Origin of the sequence: Ruminococcus sp. 5_1_39BFAA (genome assembly GCF_964240875.1) — a bacterium.
Classification (GTDB): Bacteria; Bacillota; Clostridia; order Lachnospirales; family Lachnospiraceae; genus Blautia_A.
In genome coordinates this window covers 16,907-37,111 of record NZ_CAXSVO010000028.1, presented here as the reverse complement: position 1 = coordinate 37,111, position 20,205 = coordinate 16,907, and the positions used below count along the sequence as shown (strand labels likewise).

Here is a 20,205-nt window from a genome sequence, read left to right as displayed (position 1 = left end):
ATGAGTTCAAAACCAACAAAAATGAAAAGAAAAATTGATGGAAATTCCTTCCTGCTTTTAATTACCATTGCGTTGTTTTTTGTTATGTATATTGCTGGTATGGTGATCTTTAGTGAGCAGGGATTCGGAAAGGTTCAGAACTTCCTGAACCTGTTTATCTCCAATGCAGGTCTGATCGTAATTGCTGCCGGAATGACAGTTGTAATGATCACAGGCGGAATTGACATTTCCGTTGGCTCTGTGGTAGCATTAACTTGTATGCTTCTTGCGTGGATGACAGAGATCAAAGGGATAGGCGCTGTCCCGGCAACCATTCTGGTTCTTGTGATGGGCGTTGTGTTTGGCCTGGTACAGGGATTTCTGGTTGCTTATCTGGACATCCAGCCGTTTATCGTTACGCTGGCAGGTATGTTTTTTGCCAGAGGTATGACTGCGATCGTATCTACGGATATGATCAGTATTTCCAACGAAACTTTTTTATCCTGGGCGAAATTTAAGATTTATTTTCCGTTTGGAGGATACGTAAACAGAAAAGGAATTATGATCTACCCGTATATTTATCCGAGTGTAGTTATTGCACTGATCGTTCTTGTACTGGTATTTATCATGCTCCGCTATACAAAATTCGGCCGTTCCATCTATGCAGTAGGCGGTAATGAACAGTCTGCACTTATGATGGGGCTGAATGTGCGAAAAACAAAGCTGAAAGCTTATGTTTTAAGCAGCACGCTTTGCGGTCTGGGCGGTTTCCTGTTTTGTCTTAATACCTGTGCAGGATTCGTAGAGCAGGCAAAGGGTCTGGAGATGGATGCCATTGCGTCTGCCGTAATCGGCGGTACGCTGCTGACTGGTGGTGTAGGAAACGTATTCGGCTCCCTGTTCGGCGTACTGATCAAGGGTACCATTGAAGCATTTATTACCTTCCAGGGAACACTGTCTTCCTGGTGGACAAGAATTACCATTGCAGCACTGCTTTGCTTCTTTATTGTTATGCAGAGTGTTTTCGCAGCAATGAAAGAGAAGAGAAAACATTAAGCGCAGCGGAATAATTGATTTTTATGTGGAGGGTTTGGACATGGAAACAGGAAGAAATTATAAGTTTTGGTTTTGTACAGGTTCACAGGATCTGTACGGCGATGAGTGTCTGCGGAAGGTTGCAGAGCATTCCAGGATCATTGTGGAGGAGCTGAATAAGTCCGGTATGCTGCCGTTTGAGGTAGTATGGAAACCGACCCTGATCACAAATGAACTGATCAGAAAGACCTTTAATGAGGCAAATGCAGATGAGGAATGTGCAGGTATCATTACCTGGATGCACACCTTTTCCCCTGCAAAATCATGGATCCTTGGCCTGAAGGAATACAGAAAGCCACTGTGTCACTTACATACACAGTTTAACCAGGAAATCCCATATGATACCATTGATATGGATTTCATGAATGAAAACCAGTCTGCTCACGGCGGAAGGGAGTACGGTCATATTGTCACCAGAATGGGCATTGAGAGAAAGGTCATCGTGGGACATTGGGCTGACAAAAAGGTTCAGGAAAGACTGGCATCCTGGATGCGCACAGCAATCGGTATTATGGAGAGCAGCCATATCCGTGTGTGCCGTGTAGCCGACAATATGAGAAACGTGGCAGTTACGGAAGGCGACAAGGTAGAGGCACAGATCAAGTTTGGATGGGAGATCGATGCTTATCCGGTTAATGAGATCGTGGAATATGTGAATGATGTAAAGCAAAGCGATATTGACGTTTTGGTGGAAGAATATTATGATAAATATGAGATTCTTCTTGAGGGGCGTGACCCGGAAGAATTCAAACGTCATGTAGCAGTTCAGGCAGGAATTGAGATCGGTTTTGAGAAATTCCTGGAAGAAAAGAATTACCAGGCAATTGTTACCCACTTCGGTGATCTAGGCGGACTGAAACAGCTTCCCGGCCTTGCAATCCAGAGGCTGATGGAAAAAGGCTATGGCTTCGGCGCTGAGGGAGACTGGAAAACGGCAGCAATGGTACGTCTCATGAAGATCATGACTGCTGGTGTTAAGGATGCAAAGGGAACCTCCTTTATGGAGGATTATACCTATAACCTGGTTCCGGGAAAAGAGGGAATCCTGCAGGCCCATATGCTTGAGGTATGCCCAACTGTTTCCGAGGGTAAGATCGGCATTAAGGTATGCCCGCTTTCCATGGGCGAGAGAGAAGACCCGGCAAGACTTGTATTTACATCAAAAGCAGGCCCTGCAATCGCGACTTCCCTGGTTGACCTGGGAGACCGTTTCCGTCTGATCATTAATGATGTAGAGTGCAAGAAGGTGGAAAAACCGATGCCGAAGCTTCCGGTTGGTACCGCATTCTGGACTCCGCAGCCGGATCTGGCAACAGGAGCAGAGGCATGGATTCTGGCAGGAGGTGCACATCATACAGCATTCTCTTATGACCTCACCGCGGAGCAGATGGGTGACTGGGCAAACGCCATGGGTATTGAGGCTGTCTACATTGACAAGGATACAACGATAAGAAATTTCAAAAATGAACTGAGATGGAACAGCCTTGCTTACAGAAAGTAAGAGCTGTAGGATCGCGCTGCCGTTCATTCCCGCGAGCAATGAGCCAAGCGCGGGTGCTTGCACACGCATTTGGTGAATGTTGCGGGGTATTTGACTTTGTGAACGGCAGCAGGTTCAGGAAGATTGGGAGGATTTACCATGGGTGTTTGCGAAGCAAAAGAAGCAATTTTAAGCAATAAGACAGCGCTGGGCATTGAGTTCGGTTCTACCAGGATCAAGGCTGTTCTTGTGGACGGTGAGAACCAGCCGATCGCATCAGGAAGCTATGACTGGGAAAACCGTTATGAGAACGGTGTCTGGACCTACAGCCTGGAGGATATCCACAAAGGACTTCAGGGAAGCTATCAGGACATGGCAAAGGACGTAAAGGAAAAATACGGAGTGGAGCTGACAAGAGTCGGCGCATTGGGAATCAGCGCCATGATGCACGGCTATATGCCTTTCAACAAGGCTGGTGAACTGATGGTTCCCTTCCGTACCTGGAGAAATAATATTACCGGAGAAGCTTCTGAGAAGCTGATGGAGCTGTTTCAGTATAATATTCCCCAGAGATGGAGCATTGCCCATCTTTACCAGGCGATCTTAAACGGTGAAGAGCATGTGAAGGATATTGATTACATGACTACTCTGGAGGCTTACATCCACTGGAGACTGACCGGAAAGAGAATTCTGGGTATTGGCGATGCCGCAGGTATGTTCCCGATTGACAGCACCACAAAGGATTACAACCAGGGAATGGTTGATAAATTTGATGAGCTGGTCGCGCCTTATGGATTCCCGTGGAAGCTGCGTGACATTATGCCGCAGGTTATGGTGGCAGGACAGGATGCGGGCTGCCTGACAGAGGAGGGCGCGAAGCTTCTGGATGTTACCGGAAAGCTTGAGGCCGGCATTCCTATGTGTCCGCCGGAGGGTGATGCAGGAACGGGAATGATCGCTACCAACAGCGTAAAGCAGCGCACCGGAAATGTATCTGCAGGAACCTCTGTATTTGCAACCATCGTACTGGAGAAAGAGCTTTCCAAACCTTATAAAGAGATTGATATGGTAGCTACTCCGGCAGGTGATCCGGCAGCGATGGCACATTCCAACAACTGTACTTCTGACCTGAATGCGTGGGTAAATATTTTCAAAGAGTTTACAGAAGCCATGGGTATGGAAGTGGATATGAACAAATTGTTCGGAACACTTTACAATAAGGCTCTGGAGGGGGATGCTGACTGCGGCGGACTTTTGTCCTACTGCTATTTCTCCGGAGAGCATATGACCGGATTTGAGGAAGGCCGTCCTCTGTTTGTCCGTTCTCCTGAGAGTAAATTTACTCTGGCAAACTTTATGAGAAACAACCTGTATACCTGCCTTGGAGCAATGCGCGTGGGCTTAAACATCCTGACAGAAAAAGAGGATGTAAAAATCGACAAGCTGCTGGGACACGGCGGTCTGTTTAAGACAGAGGGCGTAGGACAGCAGATCCTGGCGGACGCAGTGAATGCCCCGGTATCGGTCATGTCAACAGCAGGGGAAGGCGGTGCATGGGGTATTGCGGTGCTGGCTTCCTATCTGGTGAATAAGGAAGAGGGTGAAACCCTGGAGGATTTCCTGGATAACAAAGTTTTTGCAGGAAATGAGGGCAGCACTCTGGATCCGAAGCCAGAAGGAGTGGAAGGCTTTAACGTATATATGGAAAGATACCTGAAGGGTGTTTCCATTGAGCGGGCAGCGGTGGACAGTGAGATTTGGTAAAAAATAGATAAGTAAGACACCCGGTGCTTTTCGGTACCGGGTGTCATTGAATTTAAAAAGAAGTTGATTCCGGTGAACCGGAGGTGTCGGCTTCGCAGGCGGGCTCCTGTGGTTCAGATGCAGCGGATTCATCGCCAGCTTCAGGCGGCTGGGCTGGGTAGCCCGTTACAACAGGCTCAATGGTCTGCTCCATCAGGCGATGGAGAACCTCGATGCCGTTCTTTTCTTTCAAGGCTCCGTACAGGAAGTGGTTGGAAAGCTCCTCTGTTACGGATTCAAGTCCTTCCATGATCATGTCTTTTCCTGGCGTTTCCAGCCAGCGTATCTTGATCTCATCATCCAGGAAGAATATGCTGGCTTTTCTTGTGGTACATTCTTCCAGAAAGGCCATTTCCAGCTTCAGTACCAGAGAACCATTTTCATCCGTGGTGAAACAGCCGCGGGTACCGAGAAGATAGCTCTCTTCGTGCAGTGTCAGCCATGTTTCCTTTGCCTTACCAAAGCCAACGGGGATTTTATGCCATTCTTCCGCTTCCTGAAAGCTTACGGAGAATTCTCCTTTTTCATAAGAAAAAGACAGGCCGCAGCATCCCTCGGTCATATTGTTGTGGAAAACCTGGATAAGTAACGGGAACAGACCGATGCTTTGTGGATAAAGCTCATATTGCCGTCCGTTCAGAAGTCTCATACAGGCGGTTGGGTCAGGCATTGGAATGTCCTTCTGGATGTTCCAGGATTTTCTACGGATACCAAGGGAATTCTTTTTCCACCCGCCCTTTTTGATGGAGAGCGCATCCCGTGTGCCGTTTCCCATTTCTGCGATCAGCCGCCTGAGCATGGCCTGAGAGCAGGGATTTTCCGGAAGGACGGTTTCCGGTTGGAATTTGCGTGGAAAATACTTTCGGATAATATTCAACATGACACAGTTCTGGAAAAGCTCATTATTCCCTGCGTTTGTCACAATGACCATATCCATATCCGGATAGACGATCACATTCTGACCCAGCATTCCGTTGAACTCAAAGCTTCCGGGGCGCTGTTCCATCCAGATCTGATATCCGTATCCGAAGGTACCTTCTATGCTTTCCAGATGTTTTGCAGTGGAGGCTTCCACCCACCAGGCGGGAACAACCTGCTGACCGTTCCAGATTCCTTTCTGAAGGTAAAGCTGACCAAGCTTTGCCATGTCTTCGGCACAGAGGAAAAGTCCCCAGCCGCCCTTGGTGATTCCTTTCGGGCAGGTTTCCCAGAAGTATTTTGTGATTCCCAGAGGAGCGAAAAGCCGGGGCTCCAGGTATTCTGTCAGGGTAAGTCCTGTGCGCTCTGTGACGATGGCAGAGAGGACATAAGTATTCAGGCTGTTATACTGGAAGGCTTCGCCGGGGTGTCCGGTGATGGTGGAATTCAGGTAGCTGCCGAGCCAGTCATTACCGGATATGATCCCGGACTCATTAAAAGAAACACCGCTGGTCATAGTGAGAAGATTTTCCACTGTGATGGTGGGACGGAAAATTTTTACCAGAGGATTCAGTTTGTCTTCAAAAATTTTATAGATATTTTCGTCCAGGGCGAGCTGTCCTTCGTCTATCAGCATTCCGATCGCCATTCCGGTGATGCTTTTGCACATGGAATGGGTGATATGCCAGATCCCGTTCCGGTATGGAGCAAAGCTGCATTCACAGATGACCTTGCCGTGGCGGAGAATCATGAGATGGTGCATATCCGTATATTTTGACGCACCGAGGGCGCGGATCAATGCTGCCAAATGGTCGGAGGAAATGCCCTGGCTTTCGGGGGTCTCCCGGGGAAATGGCTGTTCATAGGGTTCCTCAAAGGGGAATTTCGGCTTTTGCGGGAAAAAGTCTACGCGACCGGATGCCTCTGTTTTTCCCAGGATCGTATTGGTGATCAGTTCTACAACTGCAAGCTGCTCTTTTGCCATAAAATCAGTCCTTCCTTTTCGTGTGCAGGATTGTTAGTGTGTCAGCGAATATTTTCAAATGTACCATGGCTGCGAAATCTGCCCTGAGCGGATGCACGGGCTTATTAAGTGTCTATATTATACCGAGTATTGACATAAATTACAAACATAATTCAGGGCCATGGCACTGGGATCAGGCCTGGCTTAAAAAAATTTTTGTTTTTTGGTTCTATTTGGTCCGGGGCGGGGCATAGGATTTTATTACCTGTGCAGCCGTGGGAAGTGCGCAGTCCCCAGAGCGGACAGGCATGGTAGAAAAAGGAGGACCTTTATGAAACATTTGAAAAAATATTTCAACGTGATAGTTACCGCAGTGATTTGTTTCTTCATGGGAATGGTTCGTGGAAAAAAGAAACACGGAGAGATTGTAAAGGTACTTGGAAATGGACAGGCTGTCGGCAACGAGACCCGGGGCATGTCGGGGTGCAGTGAAGGTGTCGGCAGATGGCATGAAGCTTTCTGCGTGTCTGATATGAGCAGCACGGACTGCATGAAAAAGAGAAAATATAAACGCCCCAGAATCAGGAATGTGTTCTTCTGGCTGGGTGGTCCGGGCGACAGGCCCCGCCCGGACATGGTCTGGCTATTGTAGCTTGTGGTGCGAGAGATTTGAGTTCAGCGAAATTCCGCCGTGATGACGCAGATTTCGCAATCCGTTCCTACGCGCATGTTGGGACCCCATATGCCGGCACCGGATGTAACGATGTTGTGCATGTCGCCTTTTTTCAGGTAGCCGCAAGAATTCTCCCAGAATAATTGGACAAAAAGATTTCCGGGAAAAAGCTGGCCGTCATGGGTGTGACCGCAAAGATCCAGGTCTGCTCCCGCATCCGCGATTTCTGATAATTCCTTCGGCTGATGGTCGATAAAAATAACAGGTTTGCTCCGGTCCAGATTTTCAGTAAGCTGGGCCGGGGTTTTCCGCCCACCTTCCATTTTTTCTGAGCGGGAAGCGTCCCGCCGTCCTACCAGGTAAAATCTGTTGTCGATCAGCACGGATTCATCATTGAGAAGATGGATCCCTGCATCTTTCAAAAATTCTTCCATTCGTGGATCTTCATAGTCAGGCTGTGCTCCTCCGAAGGTAAAGCCTGCCAGAATAGGCTCATTCAGATCGTGATTTCCCCAGCAGGCGTATACGCCGTATTTTGAACGTATTGATTTCAGGCTTTCTTTTACCTGATCAGGAAACTGGAGCGCGTCATATTCGTTATCAAAAATGTCGCCTGCAAAGCATACCAGATCCGGATCCTGGGCATTGATCTTTTCCACAAGCTGTTTGGCATGATGGCTGCCATAGCTGTAGCCGAAGTGGGTATCTGCCACAAGAACGATTTTCAGGGAATCCATTCCTTCAACCTGTTTATGCACCGTCACCTGATATGGAGTGACCTTCAGGTTCCACATGTGAAGGATTCCATAAATGCTGACAAAAATGATCAGCAGGCAGCAGACGGCGCCTGAGACAACAAAAGAGGTGCGGCTGCGGATAAAGGTGACATGGAAGATATACTTTAACACAAGGCGGCTCAAGTCAGCGATCACAATTACAAGAATTATGTACATAAAGGTGCCAAGAAAGTAGTTGCCTGTGTTTTTCAGAAAACGGTGAAGGGGTTCAGGTTTTTTTATGAGAAACCCGGTGAGCAGAGATGTGGAGAAAAAAATGTAAATCCCCACAAAAAGGGCGCGGAAAAAGAATGTCTGAAAGATATGGTGACAGGCACCCATCCAGAGAAACATCCATCGGACAACATAAATATTTACTAAGATATATAATGGAGCCAGAAACAAAGCAGCCATGGCAGAAACCTCCGAAAATATGCAGCGTTTATAATAATCGTGGTCACTAAATTCAGCTCTCTTTTCAGTCGGCCTCATTACACCGCAGGTGTCCCTTTGGGAAGTGTCCAGACATATGTTCCTATTATACTCCAGTTAATAAAATTCCGCAATTGTCCATATATTAAGAAAAAGACATAACAGGACAAATTTATGAAAAAGCAGATTTATTCCTTATTTTCCGCGGTTCCGGTGCTTTTGCTGGTGGCTTATCTTCTTACGGCGGCTCTCAACGGACCGGAGACAGCGCTTGTTATGAGGATTCCTGATGCGGAGAATTGTCTTCCGGTGCTGCTTTCGCTTCAGATAGAAGCAGATTATGAACCGGAGGCAGTGAAAGCCCAGGCGATCATCGCCCGCTCCAACCTTTACCGTCAGATTGAAGAAAAGGGTCTTTTTACGGTTTTGGGGGAAACGGGAAGAAAAGTGAGCAGCTCTTTTGTACCGTTTTATTTTTCTATATCTATGAAGGATTGGGAATGCTATGAGGAGGCAGTGACAGAAACCGAGAATATGGTTCTTTCTTATGAAAATGAATTGCGGCTTGTCCCATACCATGAGATGAGCAGCGGGACTACCAGGGATGGGGCGGAGGTTTTGCACAGCGAGGAATATTCCTATTTGAAGTCAGTGGACAGCAGCGTGGACAAATCCGCACCGGACTATCTGAGCACCAGCTATGTGGCAGCGCGGCAGATGCCGAAACGCCTGGTGATAAAAAGCCGGGACAGCGCCGGGTATGTCACCAGGCTTACGGCAGACGGAGCATCTCTGGAGGGCGAGGCGTTCCGGCAGGGAATGAATCTGGCGTCTTCTAATTTTAAGGTGCAGATCATCGGAACAAGATATCGTTTTCTGTGCAAGGGTAAGGGACATGGATTGGGCTTTTCCCAGTATGGAGGAAATGCCATGGCAGAGTCCGGAGCTGACTGTGAGGAGATTTTAAAAACATATTTCCCGGTTATGGAGCTGGTGGATGTACATAATATGATATAAGAAAGGCAATAGTTGCAAAAAAAGTGAATAGACTCCCATATTTTGGACACCCTATAGTTACAAGCAGAGTGGTTGGCCTTATGCCAGAGCTGCTGCGAATAGATTACGCATGTAGAGGTGAAAAGAATATGAGTAAAAACAGAACAAGAAAAGTCATTTTCAGCGGTTCCCTTGTGGCAGCTATGGCAGCGCTGGGTATTACCGTCTATCAGGTGGGAACGTCCGGCCAGAGAGACAATGTACAGGAGATTCTTCCGCTGGAAAGTACAAGCGAAAACCAGACAGCACAGGAAGAGCCTATGGTGGATGTTGGAACCAGCCAGGTAGAGGCGGACATGAGCAGCATGGACGGAGAGGACTTCCTGGCAGGAATTGAGACGGATGTGGCAGGAAGCGGTGTGGTTGCCGGGGTTGGTACTATTACAGGGACAGAAGATGGGATAGACGAGGCAGCAGACACAAATATTGCCAGTGCGGATAATTTGGTAGATATGGCAGCAGCTGCAGATACAACAGCTTCTGTTTACACAGCGCCGGAAATTAATTTTTCCGAGGATACATTAATGGAGTGGCCGTTACATGGCACGATCCTGATAGATTACAGTATGGACCAGACGACCTATTTCCCTACTCTGGATCAGTATAAATTAAATCCTGCAATCGTGATCCAGTCAGGTGAGGGTGCCCCAGTAGTATCGGCTGTAAACGGAACCGTATATTCCATCGAGGATACGGCTGAAACCGGGACTACTGTTACCATGGAGTTGGGGAACGGCTATCAGGCAATCTACGGCCAGCTTACGGATCTGAATATCTCTGAGGGCGATACGGTTACAAAGGGAACCACCATCGGGTATGTGGCAGCGCCTACAAAATACTACAACACAGAAGGCAGCAATCTGTACTTTGCCATGAAAAAGGATGGCAAACCCATTGATCCGATTGCATATTTGCCGTAAAGGTTAGAAAAGGCTTCCTCCAGAGCAAGGGATATCCTGAACTGGAGGGAGTTTTTTACCGATGTTTTTTTGAATGTACAAGTCAAAAACTACATAAAATTATAAAGTTTCTGACTTGTAAGTCGGAAACTATTGACTGATTCCGGATTTCGTGTATAATAAGGATAAGAGATTTAGGAGGTGCATTATGGCTGAGCTTATTAATCGCCCTGAATATTTAGCGCAGCTTATCCAAAACAAAGATGTCGATCTGGTCAAAATCGTTACAGGCATTCGCAGGTGCGGGAAATCTTCGCTGCTTGATCTGTTTCATCAATATTTGAAAGAAAATGGCGTACCGGATACGAACATCATTCATATGAATTTGGAATCGCTTCGTTATCGGAATTTAAAAGATTATCTCTCTTTCTACGATTATATCAGCGAACGTATTTCAGAAGAGGGAAGGACATATTTGATTTTTGATGAACTGCAGGAGGTGGAGCACTGGGAAAAAGCCATAGAGTCATTCCGGCTTGATTTCAATGTGGATATTTATATTACAGGGTCTAACGCTTATTTATTGTCAACAGAATTTTCTACCCTGCTTTCCGGGCGGTATGTGGAAATAAATATGCTGCCGCTATCTTTTAAGGAATTTTTGACCTTCTATGAATTTGAAGCAGCTATTACAATGGAGGAGAAATTTCAGATGTATTTAAAGTTCGGCGGTATGCCGATCCTCCGGGAGTATCAGTTCAACGAGGCGAGGAGCAATCAGGCGCTGGAAGGTATTTATTCCACTGTTGTTTTGCGTGATATTTTGCAGCACAACAATCAGGCAGACCAAAATATGCTTCAGAAGATCATGCTGTTTCTTTGCTCCAATATAGGCAGTATAACTTCGCCCAACAGCATCGGAAATGTGCTGTCAAATGAAGGCGATATTCAAAGGGAAAGAGGCAGAAATGTTGCTGGTAAGACAGTGGATAAGTATATTTCTATGCTGCGCAGTGCCTTTATTTTTTATTCTGTTGGACGATATGATGTAAAAGGAAAGCAGCTACTTAAAACGCTTAGTAAGAATTATATTATTGATATGGGGTTTCGCAATATGCTTCTTGGATATCGTGATGGGGATAGGGGACATATTATTGAAAACATTGTATTTTTGGAGCTTATCCGCCGCGACTATCGTGTGTATATCGGCAAAGTGGGGGAAACGGAAGTGGATTTTGTAGCCGAAAGACCGGATGACAAAGTGTATATCCAGGTGACGGAAAGTATGCAGGTGCCGGAGACTCGTGAGCGTGAGCTTAGACCTCTCCGCATGATTCCGGATAACTACGAAAAAATCGTATTGTCTATGGACAGAAATTATATCAATTCCTATGATGGAATCAAATCGCTGAATTTGATTGATTGGCTGCTGTCTTAAATACGGATATCAATAATCCTATTCACAAAATTCGCGGAACAACGTATAATAAAGCAGGTGGGAATGAAAAATCCGCAATCGGTAATCTCCTACCTGCTTTTCTTTACCGAAACGGTGGTTTCGGCTGACTGATGTACTGTTTTGGACCGATTGCTTTTTATAGAGAATAGGAGGACTGTCTGAAATGAGTAGGGCGGTGCTCCTTTACATAGAGAAAGGACAAAAGAAAACTGCGGCGTTGGCTGCGTCTGCAGGTTGGTTCGCTTAAAAGGAGCTGCATATGAATTACACTTATATAGTCCGCTGCGCGGACGGAAGCTTTTATACAGGATGGACAAACTGTCTGGAAAAGAGGATCAAAGCGCACAACAGCGGCAAGGATGGAGCAAAATATACAAAGAGCAAGCGGCCTGTAACCCTTGTCTACTATGAAGGCTTTGCCACAAAGGAAGAAGCGATGAGCCGGGAATATGCCATCAAGCAGCTTACCCGAGCGGAAAAAAAGGCTCTGATGAAGTTTTGAACTCATCAGAGCCGTTCCTGTTATTACGTATTATGAGAGCCGAACCGACACTTATATGGGCATAGGAGCCACAAAGAAATACATCACGATAAAGTGGCACAGGCTTCCAAGCATAACGAAAATATGGAAAATCTCGTGCGAACCGAAATTTTTATGTTTGGAATTAAAAATCGGAAGCTTCAGTGCATAAATAATACCGCCGATGGTATAAATAATACCGCCTGCTAAAAGCCAGCCAAAGCCTGCTTTTGGAAGGGCACGGACAATGGGGACAAAAGCCAGGACACACAGCCAGCCCATTCCGATATAGAGTACCGAGGATACCCATTTCGGACAGGTAACCCAGAAAGCCTTAAAGGTGATTCCCAGAATCGCTGTGATCCAGACAAGGGCGCACAGTGCATAGCCGGTACGGCTATGAAGCACGATCAGGCACACCGGAGTGTAGCTGCCTGCTATCATGACAAAGATCATCATGTGGTCGATTTTTTTCAGCCGCCTGTTTACTTTTTCCGTGGAATCCACGGAGTGATAAATGGTACTTGCCGCATAAAGTAAAATCATGGTCAGAATGAAAATGCTCAGAGCCGCTATATGAAGGGAATCGGTCCATCCGGCTGCACGAATGAGCAGCGGAGCCGCGCCCGCTATGGCGAGAAGAAGGGCAATTCCATGAGTGATTGCACTGCCGGGGTCTTTTAATTTTAGTCTCATTTTAATCTCCTCCTAACTGGAATGACAAAAACTTTAACACATAGTTTTAAAAACTACATAAGAAGTATATGAATACTATAACACAAATATTCGAAAAAGCAAGGGGGAATTTACATAAATTCAATATGTGCTTTCGAACAACTATATGTCCATTTTATATGGGAAACGAAAATATATCTTGAAAAAAGATGTCCAAATGGTATAATTAAATGGTCAGTGAGGTACGAGATCATCGTAAATGCTGGTAATTTATATATAGAGGGTGGAGCGTGTGAACAAGAACGAACGATGCCTTGAGATTTTGGAAATACTCCAGAAGGAACATAAAGTCGAAGTAGGCGAGTTGGCAGAGAAGTTTGAAATCTCAGAAATGACCATAAGACGTGACCTGAATGCACTGGCACAGCAGTATAATATAACCAGAACCCACGGCGGCGCTATTTTGAACAAGAATCAGCCGGTTGTGCGGATGATATCCTTTGATGAGGACAGGATTGCCAACAGGGATGCTAAGGAGCGTATTGCTGAGATGGCGGCATCCATGATACGGAACGGACAGAGAATTTTTATAGATGCAGGTTCTACCACCAGAATCATACTGAACTATTTGCCGGAGGATACAAAGGCGGTGGTGGTCTGCAACCATTTGAAGGTGGCGGAGCAGGCGCTTAAGTTTAACAATCTTTCGGTAATCATGCTGGGAGGGGATATGATCAGGATCACCAATTGCAGTTCCGGCCCGGTGGCAGAGGAGCAGCTCCGAAAATACCAGCTTGATACGGCCTTTATCGGAGCAGCAGCTATAGGGACTGATGGAAAGCTGTATGATGGATACTCACCGGAGGCGCGGTTGAAAAGCGCTATCTTTGAGGTGGCAAAACGGGTTTACGTGCTGGCAGATTCCTCCAAGATCAACACCTATGACTTGAATGAATTCGGAAAGCTTACCCAACTGGACGGTGTGATCACAGACAGCGGCATGGACAAAGAAGGAGAAAACCTGATGAAGCGGCATCATGTAAATGTGATGCTGGCATAGTAAAAAAAGAACGAAAGTTAAGGAAAGAATCTCGTTAAGTGACGGGGTTCTTTTTTTGTGCATTGCGTGCAGGAGGAAAATCGCCGCTAGTGTGATGGCGCTCCGGCGTGAATGTGATTCACTTCTGGCTTGTAAAGAATAAACTTAACTAAAATATAAACACAAACGAACATGGAAAATTTTTGTAAAATTTGAGAAATACTGATAAATTAAAAGAATCAAACAAAAACAAAACTATATTTGTTCGAAATGAACGGCTCTGATACAAAAGACACAAAATCGAAATGTTAATTTTGGGAAGAAATGGCATTGAATTCTTAAAAATAATGTGCTAATATGTTCATACAATCAAAAAGGAACCTAAGAATTCCGAAAAAAGAACAAAAAACAAACATTTAAAGGAGGTTTTATCAATGAAAAAACTTGTAGTGGCAGCTCTCACAGGAGCAATGGTATTTACTATGGTTGGTAGCGTAAACGTAATGGCAGAAACCGAAGACGGCGGATACACCATAGGATTTTCTCCTTATACTCTGACAAACGAGTATTTTACAGCAGTACTTGACGGTGTTCAGAAAGCATGTGATGAGACAGGAAGCGAACTGATTTACTTTGACCCACAGAACGATCCGACACAGCAGGCTTCCCAGATTGACGATATGATCGCAAGTGGGATTGATGCTCTTGTATACATTCCATACGATTCTGCAGGAGCACACACCGTTCTTCAGACCTGCAAGGATAAAGGGGTTAAGGTTATCAATGTTGACAATGTGATCACAGAAGATGACTACGAACTGGTAGACGGAATCATTGCTTCCGATAATACACAGTTAGGTTACCTTTCCGGACAGTGGGTTGCTGAAAACCATCCGGACGGAGCAAACATCTTGATCGTTCACCTTCAGACAGCAGAGTCCTGTATCATCAACGTAGACGGCTTCTGGCAGGGAATCAAGGACAACACAGACAACCCGGATGCTTTTGTAGAGGCACAGGTTGTTGAGGGAGAAGGCTCTACAGAGGTTTCCTTTAACGTAGTATCCGATGCACTTCAAGCAAACGAAGATATCGATGTGATCTACTGCATCAATGATACTTCCGCTCTGGGGGCTGTACAGGCTGTTGAGGAAGCTGGAAAGACTGGCGAGATCGACATTCTCGGAAAAGACGGTGCGCCTATCGGAAAACATGCCATCAAGGATGGCACCATGGTACAGAGCTCCGCTCAGAGACCTACCTACATGGGTTATATGGGTGTGAAGGAAGCTATTGACCTTCTGGAAGGAAATGAAATCGAATTCAATACAAGTATTGAATCTTACAGCATCACAGCCGATAACATTGATGATTACGATTTAGACGCATGGGATACTCTGGATACAGAAGAAACAGCAGAGGAAGATGCTGCAGAGGAGGAAGCAGCCGAATAACAGTAAGGAAAACAGCGTGTTACGCGAACTGGCTGCAGTGTAAAATGATTTGATTATCCGGCCGGCTCAAAAAGGATTCTTCTTTTGAGCCGGCCTGTTTTTTCAGAAAAGAAGATAATGAGGTAGCATAATATGAGCGAGACAAAGCTATTAGAAATGTCCAATATAACAAAAGCATTTGCTTCAAATGTTGTGCTGAACGGTGTTAATCTTTCCGTCAGTGAAGGAGAAGTTGTTGCTATCCTCGGCGAAAACGGAGCTGGAAAGTCAACCTTGATCAAAATATTAGGTGGAATTTACAGGGCGGATTCCGGGGAAATCCGTATTAACGGTCAGACAAAAAACATAACCACTGCTGCAATTGCAGGCGAAAACGGAATCCGCATTATCCATCAGGAAATCATCCTGGTTCCGGACAGAACCATCGCCGCAAATGTATTTCTCGGACGTGAACTGAAAAATAAACTTGGCATGGTTGATGCGAAGCTTATGGAGCAGGAGACACAGAAGGTGATCGATGACCTTCATCTGGATCTTCGTGCAGACCAGTTTGTGGGTGACCTTACCATGGGCATGCAGCAGCTTGTTGAAATCATAAAGGCAATATCAGCAGAGGCGAAAATAGTCGTTATGGACGAGCCTACATCATCTCTTTCTCAGGCAGAGGTGGAAATTTTGTTTGACATCATCCGCCTTCTCCAGAAAAAGAAAGTAGGAATTGTCTATATTTCACATAGATTGGAAGAGCTGTTTACGATCACAGACCGCATTGTGGTATTGCGGGACGGTAAAATGGTGGGAGACGTTCCCACAAAAGAGGCGGACAAGGACGATCTGATCCGTATGATGGTGGGCCGGGAGCTAAGCAGCTACTATACAAGGAACAAGCATGAGATCAAGGGTGTGTCTCTGGAGGTAAAAGGGCTTTCCCATGATAAATACTTTAAAAATGCAAGCCTTCAAGCAAGGTATGGAGAGATTATCGGGTTTGCCGGCTTGGTGGGCGCCGGACGGACAGAGCTTATGAAAACAGTTTTTGGAGCATATCCGAAGACCGGTGGGGAAATCTATCTGGATGGAAAGAAAATCGACATCAAACGCCCCCAGGATGCAATCAGCAATGGAATCGTTTACGTTTCAGAGGATAGAAGAGGCGAGGGGCTGATCCTGAAAAACGATGTAAAGTTTAATATGGGACTTGTCTGTCTGGCCGATTTTGTAAATGGAATCCGTGTGAAAAACACAGCCTGGGATGAGATGGTGGAGGAGTACAGAAAGAAATTCTCTATTAAAATCACATCCTCCAGACAGCTTACAGGAAACTTAAGCGGCGGTAACCAGCAGAAGGTGGTATTGAGCAAATGGCTGGCAAAGGATCCAAAGGTTATTATCCTGGATGAGCCCACAAGAGGTATTGATGTGGGGGCGAAAGCGGAGATATATGCCATTATTGATGAACTGGCATCCAGAGGTGTTTCCATTATTATGATCTCTTCGGAGCTGCCGGAAATCATTAATATGTGCAATAGATGCTATGTTATGTGCGAAGGCGCTATCACCGGGGAGATTCAGGAAGAGGAATTTTCTCAGGAAGCAATGATGCAGCTTGCAACGAAGAGAGAAGATTGAATTTTTTAGGAGGATTTTGTTATGGGAACGAAAAATGGAAAGTCTGTCCCGGGCATGGGTTATTTTAAAAGAAATATAGGTACCATCATAGGTCTGATCATATTGATCGTGATCGTAAGCTTTTCAACACCAAAGTTTCTCACAAGTTCAAATATATTGAACCTGTTTAAGTCCAATGCGGTGAATGCCATTATAAGCTGCGGTATGTTGCTGGCGATCCTGCTGGGCGAGATTGATATTTCTGTAGGCTCTACCGTAGGATTAACGGGGGTAGTGGGCGCCTATATGATCACAAATGCAGGACTTCCTGTACCGGTAACGGTTCTGATATGCCTTGGTCTTGGCGCATTGGTAGGTCTGGTAAATGGTATTGCCATCTCTTATCTTCAGGTTCCGGCGTTTGTGGCAACTCTTGCAACACAGTGTATTGGAAGAGGTCTTACGGAAATCATTTCCGGCGGTGTTACCATCCGTATCCGTAATGATGGGTATACTGCTTTGGGAAATAAGGAGATTGCAGGAATCTCCATTATCATTATCTATGCAGCCGTGATTCTTGTATTTACATGGTTTTTATTAAACCGTACACGCTTTGGTTACTATATTTACGCACTTGGAGGAAATAAGCTGGCGGCTCAGTATTCCGGCGTAAATGTTAAGAAATATAATATGCTGCCATATGTGCTTATCGGACTTTTCTGCGGTCTCGGCGGTATTATCTGGTCAGCACGTCTTGGTTCCGCAGCCGCAACCCTCGGATCTGGTTTTGAGATGGATGCGATCGCTGCAGTTGTGATCGGCGGCACCAGTATGTCAGGTGGTGTAGGTACTGTAGGCGGAACCTTTGTAGGCATTATGATCATCGGCGTAATTACCAATGGTCTGAATCTGATGGGAATCAACTCTTTCTGGCAGGATGTGTTCAAAGGAATCATTATCATGGCAGCCGTTATCATCGACGTTGCGAGAAAGAGCAGATCAAAACAGTAAAAGAATGATGAGGTGTGATATGGCATTTGCAGGAATGGATGTAGGTACCAGCGGATGCAAAATGCTGGTGTACGACCTGGACGGAAATGTTATTTTCCAGACATCAAGACGGTATCAGGAAGAAGGGGACAAAGGATACAGGGAGCTGGATCCCCGGATGGTACTGCGCTATGTAAAAGAAGTGCTGAAGGAAGTGGGTGAAAACTGTCCAAAACCAATTGAGGCAATGGCAGTCACAAGCCTGGGAGAGTCTGTGGTGTGTCTGGATGAACAGGATCATGTGCTGGCAAACTCTATGCTCACAGGAGATTCCAGAGGAATTCCGGAGACAAAAAGAATCATTGATAAGATAGGCGCACAGAGGGTCTTTGAGATTACGGGTCTCCCGCCTAATGAGCTTTATGGGCTGCCAAAGTATATGTGGCTCAATGAAAATACTCAGGCAGTAAAAAAGGCAAAGGCAATTCTTTTTTATGAGGACTTTGTAGGATATGTCCTGACCGGAGAGAGAAAGGTCAGCTATTCCTCGGCTGCGAGAAGCATGGCGTTTGACATCCGAAAACTGGAGTGGTCAGAGGAAATGCTGGCAATGGCAGGAATAAAAAAGGAGCAGATGTCTGTCCCGGTAAAACCTTGTACCATAATCGGCACCATTCTTCCTGAGATGGCCAGGGAGCTTCATCTCAATCCTGAAATGAAGCTGATAGTTGGTGGGCATGACCAGAGCTGCGCGGCGCTGGGGAGCGGACTTAAGGACATGACGACCGGGGAATGCGGAATGGGAACCTGTGAATTTATGTTTACGATGCTTCCGGAGGCAAAGATGACACCGGAAATGCGTAAGGATGATTTTACCTGTATCCCTTATATTATACCGGGCACGTATCTGTCCAGCATTGAGGTCACAACCTGCGGCGCTTTGAAAAACTGGGCAAGGGATACACTTTTCCGTGATATTTATGCGAAATGCAGCCATGAGGGGAAAAACTTTTTTGCCTATATGGACAATCTGGCAGCGGATGTGCGGACAGAGGTTTTGATCCTTCCGCAGTTTGGATCAGCGGGTAATCCGGACCTGTCAATGGATGCGAGAGGAACCATTACCGGGCTGACTATCCACACAAAAGCGGAGGAGTTGTACCGGGCGCTCTTGGAGGGAATGGCGTTTCAGATGTATCTGGCATATGAACGGCTGGAAAAGGCTGGGACAGCGATGCAAAGCATTGTGGCAACCGGAGGCGGGGCAGCTTCTGAGCTGACGCTGCAGATACGCGCTGATGTTTTCAATAGGAAGGTGTTTTCACTGAAAAGCGATGAGTCCGGTACTTTGGGCTGTATGATGATGGCGGCAACAGCAGCAGGTGCCTATTCATCTCTTGCAGAGGCGATTAAAAGGGCGGTAAAAATCCGCGAGGAGTACATTCCGGATAAGGAAATGCACGCCTATTATATGGAAAAATTTAAAAAATATAAGCAACTGTACACCAGGATGTTTGATTTTAAATAAAGTGATGGAGGAGAAATTATGAAGCTTATCAATGGATTTCAACTAATGGAATATGCAAAGAAGTATAATTATGTTTTGCCTGCATTTAATACCACAAATCTGGAGATGACATATGCCATTGCAAAGGGGCTTATGGATGCAAATCTTCCCGGGTACATTCAGATTTCCTCTAATAATCTGCGGCTGTCCAATCCTGAGATCATTGCAAAGATTGCTGCGGATGCTGTAAAAAAATCTGAGACACCTATCGGACTCCATCTGGATCACGGAAAATCCTTTGAGGATGTAAAGGCATGCGTGGATGCAGGATTTTCCTCCATTATGATCGATATGTCCCATCTTCCTTTTGAGGAAAATATCAGGGAAAGCCGGAGAGCAGCGGAATACTGCCATTTTTACGGGCTTCCTGTAGAGGTGGAGCTAGGTGCGCTTAAGGGAAAAGAGGAAGATGTGGTAAATGAAGCAGACTGTAAGACAGATCCGGATATGGTTGCAGATTATGTGGAACGGACAGGCTGTGATACCCTGGCAGTTTCTGTGGGAAATGTGCATGGACTTTGCCTGGATCCGCAGATCGATATTCCGCTTTTAGAGAAAATTTACAAGGTCAGCAAGGTTCCGTTGGTACTTCACGGCGGTTCCGGAATTCCTAAGGAAGTGATCTGGGAGTGCAAAAAATATGGCCTGATCAAGATTAATTACGGTTCTGATCTGAGAAAAGAATATATCCACACCTTTGGTGAAGCATATGAAAAAGACCATAACGAGCACGATGTGATTCATTTGAGTATTGCAGCAGTTGACAATGTAGCAAAGAGGGCACAGGAACTGGTTACGATGATTAATGAACACTGATA

Annotated in this window: 17 protein-coding genes; 14 read left to right on the top strand and 3 right to left on the bottom strand. The window is 45.9% G+C overall.

The window, feature by feature from the left end; all coding sequences use genetic code 11:
* The 3 genes from ACESZH_RS19600 to ACESZH_RS19590 all read left to right on the top strand — a co-directional run bounded on the left by ACESZH_RS19600 (position 1) and on the right by ACESZH_RS19590 (position 4,318).
* Entirely contained in the window at positions 1-1,035 is a 1,035-nt protein-coding gene (locus ACESZH_RS19600; protein ID WP_373218573.1) for a sugar ABC transporter permease YjfF, read from the top strand.
* Positions 1,036-1,075: 40 nt separating this feature from the next.
* Positions 1,076-2,575, top strand: a complete 1,500-nt coding sequence (gene araA, locus ACESZH_RS19595) for an L-arabinose isomerase (protein WP_373218571.1) — start codon at positions 1,076-1,078, stop codon at positions 2,573-2,575.
* Between the two features lie 138 nt (positions 2,576-2,713).
* A complete protein-coding gene (locus tag ACESZH_RS19590; protein ID WP_373218570.1) occupies positions 2,714-4,318 on the top strand; it encodes a xylulokinase in 1,605 nt (534 codons plus the stop codon).
* Between the two features lie 52 nt (positions 4,319-4,370).
* Here the strand turns inward: ACESZH_RS19590 and ACESZH_RS19585 are convergent, their stop codons facing one another.
* Positions 4,371-6,260, bottom strand: a complete 1,890-nt coding sequence (locus tag ACESZH_RS19585) for a serine hydrolase domain-containing protein (RefSeq protein ID WP_373218568.1) — start codon at positions 6,258-6,260, stop codon at positions 4,371-4,373.
* Between the two features lie 310 nt (positions 6,261-6,570).
* Here ACESZH_RS19585 and ACESZH_RS19580 point away from each other — a divergent pair, with 310 nt between their 5' ends.
* Positions 6,571-6,891, top strand: coding sequence for a hypothetical protein (locus tag ACESZH_RS19580; RefSeq protein ID WP_373218567.1), 321 nt, complete (start codon positions 6,571-6,573; stop codon positions 6,889-6,891).
* A gap of 23 nt (positions 6,892-6,914) precedes the next feature.
* Here the strand turns inward: ACESZH_RS19580 and ACESZH_RS19575 are convergent, their stop codons facing one another.
* Positions 6,915-8,102 carry a metallophosphoesterase gene (locus ACESZH_RS19575; RefSeq protein WP_373218566.1) on the bottom strand — a complete coding sequence of 396 codons (1,188 nt, stop codon included), beginning with the start codon at positions 8,100-8,102 and terminating at the stop codon, positions 6,915-6,917.
* A gap of 192 nt (positions 8,103-8,294) precedes the next feature.
* Here ACESZH_RS19575 and ACESZH_RS19570 point away from each other — a divergent pair, with 192 nt between their 5' ends.
* From ACESZH_RS19570 to ACESZH_RS19555, 4 genes are all read left to right on the top strand, one after another.
* On the top strand, positions 8,295-9,137 hold the full coding sequence (locus ACESZH_RS19570; RefSeq protein WP_373218565.1) for a SpoIID/LytB domain-containing protein: 843 nt from the start codon (positions 8,295-8,297) through the stop codon (positions 9,135-9,137).
* 128 nt (positions 9,138-9,265) lie between these two features.
* Positions 9,266-10,096: a peptidoglycan DD-metalloendopeptidase family protein gene (locus ACESZH_RS19565; RefSeq protein WP_373218564.1), complete on the top strand. Its 831-nt coding sequence runs from the start codon at positions 9,266-9,268 to the stop codon at positions 10,094-10,096.
* 187 nt (positions 10,097-10,283) lie between these two features.
* Positions 10,284-11,513, top strand: a complete 1,230-nt coding sequence (locus ACESZH_RS19560; RefSeq protein ID WP_373218563.1) for an ATP-binding protein — start codon at positions 10,284-10,286, stop codon at positions 11,511-11,513.
* Positions 11,514-11,793: 280 nt separating this feature from the next.
* Entirely contained in the window at positions 11,794-12,036 is a 243-nt protein-coding gene (locus tag ACESZH_RS19555) for a GIY-YIG nuclease family protein (RefSeq protein WP_373218561.1), read from the top strand.
* Positions 12,037-12,087: 51 nt separating this feature from the next.
* On the opposite strand, the gene ACESZH_RS19550 is transcribed toward ACESZH_RS19555, so the two are convergent.
* The gene (locus ACESZH_RS19550; protein WP_373218558.1) at positions 12,088-12,750 is read right to left on the bottom strand and encodes a hemolysin III family protein; all 663 of its coding nucleotides are present in this window, start codon (positions 12,748-12,750) and stop codon (positions 12,088-12,090) included.
* Between the two features lie 271 nt (positions 12,751-13,021).
* Between ACESZH_RS19550 and ACESZH_RS19545 the strand changes: the two genes are divergently transcribed.
* The 6 genes from ACESZH_RS19545 (at position 13,022) to ACESZH_RS19520 (ending at position 20,203) form a co-directional block, all read left to right on the top strand.
* Positions 13,022-13,789 carry a DeoR/GlpR family DNA-binding transcription regulator gene (locus ACESZH_RS19545; RefSeq protein ID WP_373218556.1) on the top strand — a complete coding sequence of 256 codons (768 nt, stop codon included), beginning with the start codon at positions 13,022-13,024 and terminating at the stop codon, positions 13,787-13,789.
* A 413-nt stretch (positions 13,790-14,202) separates the two neighbouring features.
* Entirely contained in the window at positions 14,203-15,222 is a 1,020-nt protein-coding gene (locus ACESZH_RS19540; RefSeq protein WP_373218555.1) for a sugar ABC transporter substrate-binding protein, read from the top strand.
* A 132-nt stretch (positions 15,223-15,354) separates the two neighbouring features.
* Positions 15,355-16,851, top strand: coding sequence for a sugar ABC transporter ATP-binding protein (locus ACESZH_RS19535; RefSeq protein WP_373218554.1), 1,497 nt, complete (start codon positions 15,355-15,357; stop codon positions 16,849-16,851).
* Positions 16,852-16,872: 21 nt separating this feature from the next.
* Positions 16,873-17,841, top strand: a complete 969-nt coding sequence (locus ACESZH_RS19530; protein ID WP_373218552.1) for an ABC transporter permease — start codon at positions 16,873-16,875, stop codon at positions 17,839-17,841.
* A 19-nt stretch (positions 17,842-17,860) separates the two neighbouring features.
* Positions 17,861-19,348, top strand: coding sequence for an L-fuculokinase (locus ACESZH_RS19525; RefSeq protein ID WP_373218550.1), 1,488 nt, complete (start codon positions 17,861-17,863; stop codon positions 19,346-19,348).
* A gap of 18 nt (positions 19,349-19,366) precedes the next feature.
* The gene (locus ACESZH_RS19520; protein WP_373218548.1) at positions 19,367-20,203 is read left to right on the top strand and encodes a class II aldolase; all 837 of its coding nucleotides are present in this window, start codon (positions 19,367-19,369) and stop codon (positions 20,201-20,203) included.
* The last annotated feature ends 2 nt before the right edge of the window (positions 20,204-20,205 follow it).

Bases quoted from the DNA above. Each gene is read 5' to 3' on its own strand.
- ACESZH_RS19600 (WP_373218573.1), top strand. From the start codon at position 1: ATGAGTTCAAAACCAACAAAAATGAAAAGAAAAATTGATGGAAATTCC.
- araA (WP_373218571.1), top strand. From the start codon at position 1,076: ATGGAAACAGGAAGAAATTATAAGTTTTGGTTTTGTACAGGTTCACAG.
- ACESZH_RS19590 (WP_373218570.1), top strand. From the start codon at position 2,714: ATGGGTGTTTGCGAAGCAAAAGAAGCAATTTTAAGCAATAAGACAGCG.
- ACESZH_RS19585 (WP_373218568.1), bottom strand. From the start codon at position 6,260: ATGGCAAAAGAGCAGCTTGCAGTTGTAGAACTGATCACCAATACGATC.
- ACESZH_RS19580 (WP_373218567.1), top strand. From the start codon at position 6,571: ATGAAACATTTGAAAAAATATTTCAACGTGATAGTTACCGCAGTGATT.
- ACESZH_RS19575 (WP_373218566.1), bottom strand. From the start codon at position 8,102: ATGGCTGCTTTGTTTCTGGCTCCATTATATATCTTAGTAAATATTTAT.
- ACESZH_RS19570 (WP_373218565.1), top strand. From the start codon at position 8,295: ATGAAAAAGCAGATTTATTCCTTATTTTCCGCGGTTCCGGTGCTTTTG.
- ACESZH_RS19565 (WP_373218564.1), top strand. From the start codon at position 9,266: ATGAGTAAAAACAGAACAAGAAAAGTCATTTTCAGCGGTTCCCTTGTG.
- ACESZH_RS19560 (WP_373218563.1), top strand. From the start codon at position 10,284: ATGGCTGAGCTTATTAATCGCCCTGAATATTTAGCGCAGCTTATCCAA.
- ACESZH_RS19555 (WP_373218561.1), top strand. From the start codon at position 11,794: ATGAATTACACTTATATAGTCCGCTGCGCGGACGGAAGCTTTTATACA.
- ACESZH_RS19550 (WP_373218558.1), bottom strand. From the start codon at position 12,750: ATGAGACTAAAATTAAAAGACCCCGGCAGTGCAATCACTCATGGAATT.
- ACESZH_RS19540 (WP_373218555.1), top strand. From the start codon at position 14,203: ATGAAAAAACTTGTAGTGGCAGCTCTCACAGGAGCAATGGTATTTACT.
- ACESZH_RS19535 (WP_373218554.1), top strand. From the start codon at position 15,355: ATGAGCGAGACAAAGCTATTAGAAATGTCCAATATAACAAAAGCATTT.
- ACESZH_RS19530 (WP_373218552.1), top strand. From the start codon at position 16,873: ATGGGAACGAAAAATGGAAAGTCTGTCCCGGGCATGGGTTATTTTAAA.
- ACESZH_RS19525 (WP_373218550.1), top strand. From the start codon at position 17,861: ATGGCATTTGCAGGAATGGATGTAGGTACCAGCGGATGCAAAATGCTG.
- ACESZH_RS19520 (WP_373218548.1), top strand. From the start codon at position 19,367: ATGAAGCTTATCAATGGATTTCAACTAATGGAATATGCAAAGAAGTAT.